Raw genomic sequence first — 12,482 nt, 5'->3', positions numbered from 1 at the left:
CAGAGGCTGGCGGATCACAAACCTGCGGCGGTTGCGATCGGGGTGTTCCGGTGACTGGACTATAAGGCATCCCCGGAGGAGCGTCAACCGAAGCTCTGTGGAACGGATAGCCACGGAGCAGGCGAACGGATAGTCTAGGAAAACGACCCGTTTCACCTTTCCTTGCGATCTGAAGCATGCCGGCCCGTGATTCAGGTCGGTCGCCCTCTTGTTGGTAGAGCTCACCACCCCGCGCAGAAGGAGGTTTGCCCATGCCGCACGCCAGCTTCGATGGACTCCGCGTTTTGTCGCTGGAGTCGCGCCGTGCGCGTGAAGTGGAAAAGCTGATCCGCACCTACAACGGCGACCCGCTGGTGGTGCCGTCCATGCGCGAGATCCCGCTGGCCTCCAACACGGAATGCATCGAGTTTGGCCGCGCCCTGCTGAACGACCAGTTCGACGCGATGATTTTCTTCACTGGTGTGGGCGTTCGCGCGATGATGGCGATCCTGGACACGGCGTTTGAGCGTGACGCGATCGTAAGCAAGCTGCGCGGTCTTACGGTGATCTCGCGAGGCGTGAAGCCGCAGGCACCACTAACCGAACTAGGTGTGCCGATTGCGGCGCAGGCCACGGAGCCCGCAACCTGGCGCGAGGTGCTGGAGGCGATCGACACGGCGCTGGGTGAGCGCACGCAGAGCATGCGGCTAGCCGTGCAGGAATACGGTGCAAGCAACCCGGAACTGCTGGCCGAACTGGTGAACCGTTTCGCCTCGGTGACCAAGGTGCCCGTGTACCAGTGGGCGCTGCCAGAAGATCTGCAGCCCTTACAGCATGCGGTGTCCTCGACCATCGCGGGCAGCATCGACGTGGTGCTCTTCATGACTGCCGTGCAGGTGCTGCACCTGTTCCAGGTGGCGGACGAGATTGGCGTGGCGGCCGACCTGCGCCGGGCGTTCGAAACGACCGTGGTGATCTCCGTGGGGCCGACCACCACGGAAGAGCTGCAGCAGCACGGCGTACAACCGGATTTCGAGCCGTCGCGACCAAAGATGGGATTCATGATCAACGAGGCGGCGCAGTACTCCAGCAAGACGCTGGCGCGCAAACGCACGCCGCGTCCGCCTGCCGAGTTGAGCGCGCCGGTCGAGAAGGAAGTCGCTGCGCCCGCGCGCGCCGTGCCGACGGCGAAGGACTCCGGCGTGCAGCAGGTGTCGTCGATGACGTCGACCATGGCCGGGTTCAAGGACGGCTTGGCACCGCTGGACATCCTGCATGAGATTGGCAGCCGGATCGCGCTTGCCGACCCGTTGCACCTGGTGCTGGAGCGAATCATGAAGTTTGTGAGCGCAGTCATCCCGTGTGACTCCTGCTTTGTGTACACGCTGGAGCAGGATCACCTGGTGCTGCGTGCCAGCAAGAACCCGCACAGCAATGAAGTGGACAAGCTGAACGTGGCCGTGGGGCAGGGCATCACGGGGTGGGTGGCGCAACATCGCGAGTCGGTTGCAATTTCTGAACGGGCGTCGGAAGACCCGCGCTTTTCATTCTTTGCAGCGCTGCCGGAGGACCGGTTCGAGGCCATGCTGTGCACTCCGATCGTGTGCGCGAATCGCGTGATCGGGGTGATTACGGTGCAGCACCGTGAACCGTATCAGCACACGGACCTGCAACGCCGTCTGCTTGCGACGCTAGGGATCCTGGTGGGCGCCGAGATTGAGCGGGCTCGGCTGGAGACTGAAAATTACGAGCTTTCGAACCGCCTGGAGAGCCGGAAGGTCGTCGACCGCGCGAAGGGCATTCTGCAGCGGGACTTGGGCATCAGCGAGGCGGAGGCCTACAAGCGGCTGCAGGCAGAGAGCCGTCACCGGCGCCGTTCTATGCGGGACATTGCGGAGGCGGTCCTGCTTTCGGCCGACCTGCACAGCACGCGGGAGAGCCCGAGCTCCTAGCTGCTTCCGGTGGCAGACTGTCCTGGACTGAGCCAGCCTGCTTGGCGGCAGGTGAAAAGTTTTTTGACGCTCTTGCGAAATCTGTTTGCAGGGGCTTGTCGTCAATGGCATACTGACGCAGTTACACCCTGCTTCCTATTTTTCTTTGTCGCGGCTTAGGTCGTTCGCTGCGTCGCTTCGCCGACTAATTTATAGTCGTCTAAAGACAACAAACTCCATCAGCGTGGGCATCAGACCCTAAAGAAGTTGAAAGCACGTTCGCTGTGTGGGGCTAACTCTCTTGTTGCCAGATCTGCTGCCGCCTATGTCCTCTCTGAAACGGTACAAACTTCGTCTCTCCGCCTGGATCATTCTTGGGATCCTCCTCTGCTGCGCGATCACGGTTGGTGTGAGCGCGGTCGAGCCCTGTCAGCGTGCCGTGAAGCGCGTGATCACCGAAGTAAAGTGGCCACACTACAGCAAGGCCACCGTCGCGCGCTGGATCGCCTGGGGTAAACAGCACCCGAACTATGTTCCGCCGAAGCGGAAGCCGATCGTGTCGACCCGCGAAGTGGAAGACATGGTGGCGTTTGCCTGCGACATGCCCGCCATCGAAGATTCACCGGTAGAAACGGCGATGCTCGAGACGCCTCCGGACGAGGTCTTGGCAGAGCAGTTTATCGATGCCAGCCCGTTCACGATTGAGACCGCGAGTGTGGACAACCCGCCTGTTGCACTGCTGAACGTTCCGATCCAGGAAGCGCCGGCGTTGCCGGGCGAAGCGGCTGAACCGCAAACCTGGCTGTTTCTGCTGACCGGAGTCGGGTTCCTGGTTGTGCTGCGCCGGAACCTAGGACGCGAGCGTTCGGCCGTGGTGCTGGACGCTTCGACTCTGTCGCTGAAGCCCTCTGTCCTGTAACCGGCAGTTCTGGACTTCTGCCTGCGAGTGGCCTGAAGCGCTTTGCTTCGCTGGACGATGTTGCGGCCAAATTATCAATCTCTTTGAACTTCTGTGATGCCGTGTGCTTCGTTCCCCGGGCCCGCGGCAGCGCGCATTGTGCTGATTGCCGGTCAGCGTGGGCTGCTCTCAACAGCGGCGGTTCCGGGTGGGTCGTCCGGTGCGTTGGTTGGGACGTAGGGTGCCCCGTGATGCCGGATTTTCCAGACGATCCACTTGGGCAGGAAGACAAGGCCGTGCTCGACCAGGGCAGCGGTGTGGATGATGGGCTCAGCGGACGATCCAAAGGTGCGCAGGATCAGGGTGACGGGAGCTTCTTCCATGTAGGCGACGGCTGTGGAGAGACGGCCGCGGCCCGGTGTCGGCGCAGTGTGGAGCCTCCACTGGAACGGCAAAGAGCGGGCGAGCACGGCGATGCGGGGCAGGTGGTCGGCGCTGCTGATCAGCTCGGCCGAGGTCCAGCCATGAGCCTGCATGATGGCGGAGACGCCCTGGAGGTTCTCGACGGTGGTGCGGGAGTGGCGTTCCGTTGCGATCGCGGACTGGGGAACGCCGAGGCTGCGGGCCTCTCGCGCCATCACGTCGGCTTCAACGAACTTGTTGCCGGCCGCACCGCCGGCGAAGATGATATGCGGCGCGGCGCCCCGGCGAAACTCGGCGACGGCCTCGTTCACCCGCCAGGTTTGCATCGCGGAAGGGGAACCGTCGATCTCAGCGGGCGAGCCGAAGACGATCAGAGCGTCTGCCGAAGCAGAACCGAGAGTGCCAGTGCCAACGGTGGTGTAACTCCACCAGGAGGCGCAGGCCAGACCGGCGGTGAGTGCGGCGATGGCAGCGATCGCCAGTTTCTGTTTGGTGCGCAAGTGTTTCGTCGTCTCCGATGGCCGGGTGCGTTGCTCTGGAAGCACACCACAAGTGTGAGATGCATGGCTGGCGCGCTGCCGACTCTATGCTAAGGGGGATGGTGTTGCACGAAATTGCTGAGTGGGTCTTCTTCTGCTGCCTGGCAGTGATCTTTTACGCGTACGCGGGGTATTGGTTGTGCCTGCGGATGGCGGCAAGGCGCCGACCCGTGCAGACGGGAGCCCCAGAGCCGACGGTGAGCGTGGTCATGGCGGCCCGGAACGAGGCGCACCACCTGCCGGCGAAGCTGGCCAACCTGGCGGAGCTGGACTACCCGAGCCACCTCTTGCAGATCGTGGTCGTTTCGGACGGTTCGACCGACGAGACGGCAGAGGTGTTGGCGCGCTATCCGCAGGTGGAAGCGGTGCTGCTGCCCGCCAGCGGAGGCAAGGCGCTGGCCCTGAACGCGGGCGTGCAGCGGGCAACGGGCGAGGTGCTGCTGATGCTGGACGTGCGGCAGCGGGTGGATCGCGATGCGCTGCGGCGGCTCCTGCCTCCCTTTGCCGACCCGACGGTCGGCGCGGTGAGCGGCGAGCTCTTGCTGGAGAACGAAGACGGTACGCCGTCCAGCGAAGCGCTTGGCATCTATTGGAAGATCGAAAAAGCTGTGCGCCGCATGGAAAGCGAAAGCGGTTCCGTGGTCGGTGTGACCGGGGCGATCTACCTGATGCGGCGGGCGTTGTTTGAGCCGCTGCCTGCAGGGCTGGTGCTGGATGACGTGCTGGTACCGATGCAGGTGGCTCGTCGCGGATACCGGGTTCTGTTTCAGCCGGCCGCCGTGGCGCGGGACCGGCTGTTTGTGGAGCCGGGCAAGGAGTTCCGTCGCAAGGTGCGAACGCTGACCGGCAACCTGCAAATGCTGCGGCTAGCTCCGTGGCTGCTGAGCGGGTCGAATCCGCTGCTGGGGCGGCTGATCAGTCACAAACTGCTGCGGCTGATTGTGCCGTTTCTGCTGGTCGTGATGCTGGTGGCGTCGGCGGTGTCCGAGAGCAGGCTGATGCATGTGCTGCTGGTACTGCAGGTGCTGTTCTATGGGTTGGCTCTGGTCGGCACGTTCGCGCCGGGTCTGCGGCGGTCGAAGCTGGTCGCGATCCCGACGACGTTCAGCATGCTGAATGTCGCGGCTGCGATGGCGTTCTGGAAGTTTCTGACAGGGGAGAGCGTGTGGCGGTAGCGGCGGACGAAGGTCTGCCCGGGACCAGCACGCGTCTTGGTGCCGTGATCACCGTGGCCGAGGCGCTGCGCGGGACGGTGTGGAGGCCGGGCGATCCGGAACACATCCTGCTGCTGCTGGACCAGTTTCCTGCGGTGCTGGGCGGCGGGGAGCGCGTGGTGCTGCGGACGGTGCGGATGCTGCGGGCAGCCGGATACCGCGTGACGATCGTGACGTTTCAGGTGGAGTGCGATCCCGATCTGCTCGCGGCGGCGGAGTGCCCGGTGTACCTTCTGCCGCTGCACAGCGTGTTTTCTGCGGGAGCGCTGAGGGGCGCCTGGGAGTTGGGCCGGTTTCTGCGGCGGGCGCGGGTCAGCGTGGTAATGACGTTTTTTGAGAGCAGCAACCTGTTTGGCGGGTTGGCGGTGAAGCTGCTGTCGCGCGCGAAGCTGATCTGGAACCGGCGCGATATGGGTATTCTGCGGGAGCCGAAGCACTGGGCGGCGTACCGGCGGTTGCCGTGGCTGCCGGATTTTGTGATCGCCGTGTCGGAAGAGGTGCGGAGGCACGCGGTAGAGGTGGACCGGGTGCCGCCGGAACGCGTTGGGGTAGTGTACAACGGCGTGGCGCTGCCAGCCGCTGAGGAGCCGCGAACCTGGCCGGAGCGGCCGGTCGTGGTGACCGTTGGAAACCTGCGCGCGGTGAAGGGGCAGGACACGCTGCTGGAAGCGGCGGCGCTGGTGCTGCGAAGCCGCCCGGAGGTGGAGTTCTGGCTGGCAGGACAGCCGCTGGAAGCGGAGTATGTGGCGGGGCTGGAGCGGCGAGTGGCGGAGCTGGGCATCGCCGACCGGGTGCGATTCCTGGGAGGTGTGGCGCGGCCGATGGACGTGCTGCGGCAAGCTACTGTGTTTGTGCTGCCGTCCCGGTCTGAAGGTTTTTCAAACGCGATCGTCGAGGCCATGGCCGCGGAACTGCCGGTGGTGGCGACCACCGTGGGCGGCAACGCGGAGGCGGTGCAGGAGGGCGTGACCGGTTTGCTGGTCCCGCCGGAACAGCCGGAAGCGCTGGCCGAGGCGCTGCTTGAAGTGTTGCAGAATCCTGAGCGCGGACGCGCCATGGGAGAGGCCGGTCGTCTGCGGGCGGCGGAGAAGTTCAGCGAGGCGGCGATGCTGCGGGAGCTTCAGGCAGCTTTCGCGAAGGCGAAAGGCCGGTGAGAAGTTTGCGCTGGAGATAAGAGCGCCCGCGACGGTGAGCCATCGCGGGCGTTCTTACGTTGTGGAAGGGAGTGAAGCTTAGCCGAGCTGCGAGATGGTGGAGGCTGCTGCTTTGCCGGCGCGGCTGTCCGGTGCAAGGGTGACGGCCTGCTTAAGGTGCTGCAGGGCGTTGGCCTTGTCGTTCAGCTTGGCGTAGGTGGCGCCCAGGTGGTACTGGATGTTGGGATCCTGTGGAGCCTGACGGGCCGCATCCTCAAGAAGATCGCGGGCCATGGAGTAAGTTGCCTTGTGGTAGTAGACCCAGCCCAGGGTATCTGCGGTGCTGGGCGAATTCGGCAGTTGCTTGCGGGCGGTCTGGGCGTAGCTGAGGGCAAGATCGGTGTTGCCGCCGGTTTCGACCATGAGGAAAGCCAGGTTGTTGCTGGCGGCACCGTCTTCGGGGTGGATCTGGAGCGCCTGCTTGTAGTAGTCCTGCGCTTTGGAGGTATCGCCCTTGGCCTCTTCGAGCGTTCCCAGCAGAAGGGCAGCGCGAGCATCGGTCGGATGACTCTTGAACCAGTTCTGCCATAGGGTCAGAGCCTGGTCGGTGCCACCGGTGGCGACCAGTGCTTGCGAGTAGAGCTGAAGCGCGGCCTCATTCGCCGGGTTGGCCTGGACGACCTTTTCCGCGGAGGCCTTCGCTGCCGGATAGTTCTTCATGTACATCTGCAGCATGGCATTCAGGTAGAGCACCTGGGGATTGTCCGGCGACTGCTGCAGGGCTGCGTTGATGCGGCTCAGGGCAGCCTGGGGCTGCTTGGCGGCGAGATCCATGGTGGTGAGCGCGCTGAGTGCTTCCGCCGAGTGCGGGTCCTTCTGATACGCCTGTTCGAACGACGAACGGGCTTCGCCGGTCTTGCCCTGGGCGTTCAGGATCTGGCCTTGCAGCAAGAGGGCGCGGGCGTCGTTGGGGTTCAGCTTGCGCGCACTGTCCAGGTCGGCCTGAGCGTGGGCCCACTCCTTCTGGCTGGCAGCGGCAGTGGCGCGCCACAGGAAAGCGTCTTCGGTACCCGGATGCGCGGTGAGAGTGTCGGTGGCGACCTGGGAGAGCGTGTTGCTATCGCCGCGAACCATGGCGACAGAGGCGAGGCCCTTGAGAGCTTCCAGGTTGGTCGGATCCACGTGAGCCGCGGCGCGGAAGGCGTTTTCCGCCATGGTCATGTCGTTCTTGGCAAGCGCGGTGCGGCCGAGCAGAAGCTGGAGCGGAATGTTTTCCGGAGCGTTGCGTGCGCCCTTCTGTTCCAGAGCGTAGGCGTCATCGATTTTGCCCTGCTTCAGCAGCAGAAGGGAGTTGAGTACCTGGACCTGCGGGTTCTTGCTGTCGTTCTTGGAAAGATCATTGACGACCGTTTGTGCACCGGCAGTGTCGCCGCTCTGCATAAGGATCTGCGCATAGGCGATCTTGATCGGCGTGCTCTTGGGATGAGCCTGCATGAGCGAGGTATAGGCTGCCCTGGCCTCGGCGGTCTTGTTCTGCGTGAGGTAGAAGTCCTTCAGCATGGCGACCGCGGCTTCGTTGTCCGGGAGATCGTTGGCAGCGCTCTGGAAAGTCTGAACGACGCCGGCCTGATCGCCATTCCTGCGCAGGAGTGCTGCGAGGGCGACGCGAAGCTGGAGCGCGTTGGGCGCCGCAACGATGGCCTGGCGAAGCTGCTGCTGTGCACCGTTCGCGTCACCGCTGGCATTGAGCACCTCTGCGAGGGCGATGCGTGCGGAGGCGTTCTTGGGATCGAGATTAACGGCCTTTTCCAGCTCGGACTTGGCTTCAGGGTTGGATGGATTGTTGGCCTGAAGAACGCCAAGCAGGGCGTGAAGTGAGGAGTCGTTGGGGGCAAGCTGCAGGGCATGCTTGGCGTCGTCGAGGGCGGCGTCGTTGTCCTTGTGGGCATGCTCGACTTCGGCACGAAGTGCGTACGCCTGGGCGTTGTTGGGGTCCAGCGCGAGCACGGCCTTGGCCTGCTCCATGGCGCGGTCTGGAAGGCCGCCGGCAATGAGCATCTTGCCTAGATCGAGACGGGCGTCCTTGTTGTTGGGATCCAGGTCGACGGTGCGCAGGAGTTCCTGGTAGGCGCTGATGGGAACGCCCATGGACAGGTAGGTCTTGGCGAGGTCGTAATGCGCCCGGCTGTAGTTCTTATCGATGCGGATGGCGTTTGCGAGCTGGATGCCGGCTTCGCGGAACTTGCCCTCTTTCATGTAGCGCTCGCCGCTATCCGCGTACTTCTGCTTCTGTACGTTGGGATCTTTCTTGCAGGCGGTGGCGGAAAGCAGCAGGCTACACGCGAGCAGGACGGGGGCAACCGAGGGGGGCAACAAACGCTGGGTCATAACAGTAAACCTGAGCGTACCGCAAAGGTGGTTCGGCACGCTGCAACTAATTTGGGATATAGGCCGGCAAGAGTGGGAGCAGCTGTTCGGTAAAGTGAACAGCCCGGTCGTGGGCCGCGGAAAGCGGTTCGCCGGGGACCACGGGGGTAATCACCCGGATCAAAGCGGCGTCCGTCCTGCCGTAGAGGATGGAGTCGCGCAGCATGTGGAACTTGGCGGCATAGTCGTTTGCGATATTGCTGCCATGGCTCCGGTACCAGTAGAGAACTTCCTGGCGAAGCGCGCCGTTGGAGATGACGTATTCGCCGACGCGATCCGTGCCGGAGACGTCATGGAGTTCCGTGGTGCCGGAGGAGTCGAAGTTCCAGCCGGCGCCCGGAAGGCAGTTCTGGGGCGAGTGGATCGACTGACCGGAGCGCTGGGTCGGGAAGTAGCCGATGAACAGGCCGACGGTAGCGGACTGGCCCGGTGTGTTGCCGCCCTGGTAGAGGCGATTGAGGAAGACGCCCTTTCCGAGGATGTCCAACTGCTCCTGAGGGATGGCGATGTCGTGACCCGTCCACCCGTTCAGATCGGACGGCAATTGGGCGAGCGGCTGGCTGGGCGGCGTGCGATCGGTGTCGCCACGCAGCTTGATGAGCACCAGCGTGAGCAGGAGAAGGGCGACGACGGTCCAGAGCTTGGTGGATTTCATGCGGGTTGCGCAGTTCCGCCGTGGCGGCCGATGCGACGGGTGGCGATGTGGATGAAGTAGAGGCAGCTGAGCGATACGAGGAACATGAGCCAGCCGGAGAATTCGTGGAAGAAGCCCATGGCCTTGTCCGGATCCCAGTACTGAACGCAAAGGCCGGTGCCGAAGATGCGGAGCGCGTTGGCAGCAACCGCGATGGGCAGGCTGGATAGGGCGAGCAGGATGCGGCGGAAGTTGTCCTTCTCGAAGAGATAGCCGAAGAAGACTGCCACGGTGAAGAGGCTCATCATGCTGCGGATACCGCTGCAGGCTTCGGCAACTTCAAGCTGCATGGCTGGCAGATTGATCACGTTGCCCTCGCGCAGGACGGGGACACCCGCCCAGGGGAGCATGGCGGAGGCGACGCGCGAAGCCAACATCTGCAGCGGGAACGTGAGCTGGTTGAAGACGACGGCAGGCAGTGGAATCGCCAAGAGAAGCACGCCGATGGGGAACAGAAGGGCGCGCAGCATGGGGCGACCTGCGATGGTCCAGATCGTGCCGCACAGCAGGATCAGAAACGAAAGGCGCGAGAGGAAAAGGTCGGCGCCGAAGCGTCCGGTCAGCAGAAAGAGTAGACCGAGCAGGACGACCGGAATGCCGGACCAGGTGGGCTGCAGAGGCGTGCTGGCGATATTGCGGCGGCGCTCCCAAATGAGAAAGGCCGAAAACAACGGAACGATGAAGCCGTGGGAAAAATCAGGCAGGTCGTACCAGTCATAGACCAGCTTGGCGGCGACGCCGGCGTACAGCAGAACAACGAAGACCACCAAGAGGGCGAGCGGGACCGCCAGGGATGCCGGAATGGAACGGCCGAAACGGGCGGTTGCAGGGACTGGATTCAAGACAGCAGTTTCATTCATGGCAGGCACGACCGATTCACAAGAAACGCAGCGGGTTTCTGCAAGGCTGGACAGCTAGTGCCGGCAAGAGAACCTTGGGATTGAGAAAATTCTCTCGAAGATTTGTATCAAGGAGCTTATTCTATAGCAATCGTTTCGAGAATCTACCGCGTCTCAAGAAGGACGCGCGACCTGGAGAAAGGTATCGTGAGCCCCATGTGGCTCTGCGAGAATCTGTCCGGGATTGCGGAACGGTGCCGGCATAGACCGGTGTCCGAGACGATGATGGATGTGAGGGTTAGGACGTGAAGCGTGGAATCGGTAGTGTAGGTGTGGTTTTGGTGTGTTGGACGGGCTTTGCGGCCCGGGCGCAGACGCGTCCGGCAATCGCTCCGCCGCCAACGCCAACTGCTGCAGCCACAACAACTTCGGGAACGGCGACCACGAGCGCCGGTGCAGTGACGAGCGGAACGGCAGCAGCCGGAACAGGCGTTGCGCTGCAGGCAACGGCGGATCCAAAATCCGTGGTCTCGCAGGACAGCTATGTAATCGGTCCAGGCGACCAGTTGCAGTTGAATGTGTGGAATGAGCCGAAGCTTTCGCAGAGCGGCATTCCGGTGCGGCCGGACGGACGGATCTCCGTACCACTTTTGGGTGACGTGCCAGCCGCGGGCCTGACGCCGATGCTGCTGGGCCGAGACGTGGAGAACCGTCTTCAAAAGTATGTGGCGGATCCAAAGGTCACTGTGACCATGCTCGGCGTGGCGCCCAAGGAGATCTTCCTGCTGGGTGAGATCGGACGGCCAGGACCGCTGGTGCTGTCGCCCGGTATGACTTTTCTGCAGGTGATCTCCGCTGCCGGCGGGCTGACCCCGTATGCGAAAAAGAAGTTGTATGTGCTTCGCAAGACGGACAAGGGTCAGCAGAAGATCAATTTCGATTACAAGAAAGCCGTTACCACAGGGGATATGCAAGGCGTAACGTTGATGCCGGGCGATACCATCGTGAGCCGGTAAGAGTTGCTTGCTGCACTGTTGTACTTGCGCTATCCAAGTTTTCTATCTCTGCCTGTAAAGGATCGTTATGGCGTTTCGACGCACCCCATTTTTCTTCTCCCTGTGTGCGGCGGCGGTTTGCGCTACGGCGCATGGCCAGGCGACGCCCACCGCCAGCGCGCCCGCGCCGTATAGCCAGTTCGCGCTGCCCGACATCGGCGGAGAGCTTCGGTATGCCCTGACGGCATCGGAGTCGCTGGTAAGCGGCTACAACGGCAGCACCGGCCAAGGTGTGAGCAGCTTCACGAGCCTGGGTGGCGACCTGGCATATCTCTCCGCGAATCCGCGGCACCAGTTCAGTGCCGTGTACGCTGGCGGCTACTCGTTCGGCGAATCCTCTTTTCCGTCGTATTACTACCAATCGCTCACCCTGTCTCAGGGATTGCAGAAGAAGCACTGGAATTTCCTGATCGGCGACTCGATCAGCTACCTTCCGCAAACTCCGGTGGGATCGCTGTCGGGCGTTCCGGGTGTGGGCGACCAGGGTCTGCCGCCGGTGGTAATCACGTCCGTGCCGACGCTGGGTGTGTTGACCACGTATGGCACGCGTGTGAGCAACACCGTGAGCGGAACGGCGAGCCGCATCCTGACCGCGAGCACCAGCCTGGGTGTCAGCGGCAACTACTCGATCCAGCGCTATACGGGATCGACGGTTGGCGGATCAGGGCTGGACAACGACCAGGAGTCGGCGAACGCGTCGTTGCAGCACCGTTTGAATGAGCGGATGTCGGTGGGAGCTCTGTACAGCTTCGGCAACTCGACGTTTCCTGGCTCGTCCCTGTTTGGGCCGGCGAACTACGGCTTCCAGACGCATACCGCGCAGGGAACAATCAGCCGGGTGCTGAGTCCGCGGCTGAGCCTGTCGGCTTCCGTCGGTCCGCAGTGGACGGTGCGGTCCGGGGATGTCAGCATCGTCACGCAGACTTCGACGAGCGTGTCAGCGACTGCTTCGCTGAGTTACCAGGCGACCAAGTACAACGCTTCGCTGAACTACACGCGCGGCACAAATAACGGCAACGGCGTGGTGCTGGGGTCTGAGCAGGATTCCGTTGTGGGCAACATCTCGCGGCCGTTTGCCCGGATTTACAACGTGGGCGGGCTGGTGGGTTGGAACCACTCGTCGCAACTGAGCCACTCGATTCTGCCGGGCTATAACGGTCAGGGTGTCGTGGCGGGCGGGCAGATCTCAGCGCAGGTGAGCCGCTCGGTTTCGGCGTTTGCCGCGTATACGATTCAACGTCAACTTTTTTCGGGATACGCCCCTTCGGGGATTGCGTTCAACGGCCTGACGCAGTACGGTTCGATCGGCGTCACGTATTCTCCGAAACCTATCTTTGGCAGGAAGTAACT

10 protein-coding genes are annotated in these 12,482 nt (G+C 62.9%); 6 read left to right on the top strand and 4 right to left on the bottom strand.

Annotation, left to right across the window (positions count from 1 at the left end; all coding sequences use genetic code 11):
* Positions 1-251: 251 nt before the first annotated feature.
* Positions 252-1,931 (top strand): uroporphyrinogen-III synthase, encoded by a 1,680-nt coding sequence (locus OHL12_RS10015; RefSeq protein ID WP_263413679.1) that lies wholly within the window; start codon positions 252-254, stop codon positions 1,929-1,931.
* Between the two features lie 304 nt (positions 1,932-2,235).
* Entirely contained in the window at positions 2,236-2,829 is a 594-nt protein-coding gene (locus OHL12_RS10010) for a hypothetical protein (protein WP_263413678.1), read from the top strand.
* A gap of 152 nt (positions 2,830-2,981) precedes the next feature.
* Here the strand turns inward: OHL12_RS10010 and OHL12_RS10005 are convergent, their stop codons facing one another.
* Positions 2,982-3,731, bottom strand: coding sequence for a YdcF family protein (locus OHL12_RS10005; protein WP_263413677.1), 750 nt, complete (start codon positions 3,729-3,731; stop codon positions 2,982-2,984).
* Positions 3,732-3,835: 104 nt separating this feature from the next.
* On the opposite strand from OHL12_RS10005, the gene OHL12_RS10000 reads away from it, so the two are divergent.
* Positions 3,836-4,945, top strand: coding sequence for a glycosyltransferase family 2 protein (locus OHL12_RS10000; protein ID WP_263413676.1), 1,110 nt, complete (start codon positions 3,836-3,838; stop codon positions 4,943-4,945).
* Positions 4,936-6,138, top strand: coding sequence for a glycosyltransferase family 4 protein (locus OHL12_RS09995; protein ID WP_263413675.1), 1,203 nt, complete (start codon positions 4,936-4,938; stop codon positions 6,136-6,138). The genes OHL12_RS10000 and OHL12_RS09995 overlap by 10 nt, the downstream gene beginning before the upstream one ends.
* A 78-nt stretch (positions 6,139-6,216) precedes the next feature.
* Here the strand turns inward: OHL12_RS09995 and OHL12_RS09990 are convergent, their stop codons facing one another.
* Genes OHL12_RS09990 through xrtA form a run of 3 tightly spaced genes read right to left on the bottom strand, consistent with a single transcriptional unit; the run spans position 6,217 to position 10,080 of the window.
* Entirely contained in the window at positions 6,217-8,505 is a 2,289-nt protein-coding gene (locus OHL12_RS09990; RefSeq protein ID WP_263413674.1) for a tetratricopeptide repeat protein, read from the bottom strand.
* Positions 8,506-8,551: 46 nt separating this feature from the next.
* The gene (locus tag OHL12_RS09985) at positions 8,552-9,199 is read right to left on the bottom strand and encodes an exosortase C-terminal domain/associated protein EpsI (protein ID WP_263413673.1); all 648 of its coding nucleotides are present in this window, start codon (positions 9,197-9,199) and stop codon (positions 8,552-8,554) included.
* Positions 9,196-10,080: an exosortase A gene (gene xrtA, locus OHL12_RS09980; RefSeq protein WP_263413672.1), complete on the bottom strand. Its 885-nt coding sequence runs from the start codon at positions 10,078-10,080 to the stop codon at positions 9,196-9,198. Before xrtA ends, OHL12_RS09985 begins: the two co-directional genes overlap by 4 nt.
* Positions 10,081-10,409: 329 nt before the next feature.
* On the opposite strand from xrtA, the gene OHL12_RS09975 reads away from it, so the two are divergent.
* Together OHL12_RS09975 and OHL12_RS09970 are read left to right on the top strand one after the other, a co-directional pair.
* Positions 10,410-11,093, top strand: a complete 684-nt coding sequence (locus tag OHL12_RS09975; protein ID WP_263413671.1) for a polysaccharide biosynthesis/export family protein — start codon at positions 10,410-10,412, stop codon at positions 11,091-11,093.
* A 67-nt stretch (positions 11,094-11,160) separates the two neighbouring features.
* Entirely contained in the window at positions 11,161-12,480 is a 1,320-nt protein-coding gene (locus tag OHL12_RS09970; protein WP_263413670.1) for a hypothetical protein, read from the top strand.
* The last annotated feature ends 2 nt before the right edge of the window (positions 12,481-12,482 follow it).

The sequence above is a fragment of the Terriglobus aquaticus genome (genome assembly GCF_025685415.1).
In the GTDB taxonomy this organism is placed as follows: Bacteria; Acidobacteriota; Terriglobia; order Terriglobales; family Acidobacteriaceae; genus Terriglobus; species Terriglobus aquaticus.
The sequence above is the reverse complement of the archived record's forward strand: the minus strand, read 5'-3'. Positions and strand labels throughout refer to the sequence as shown.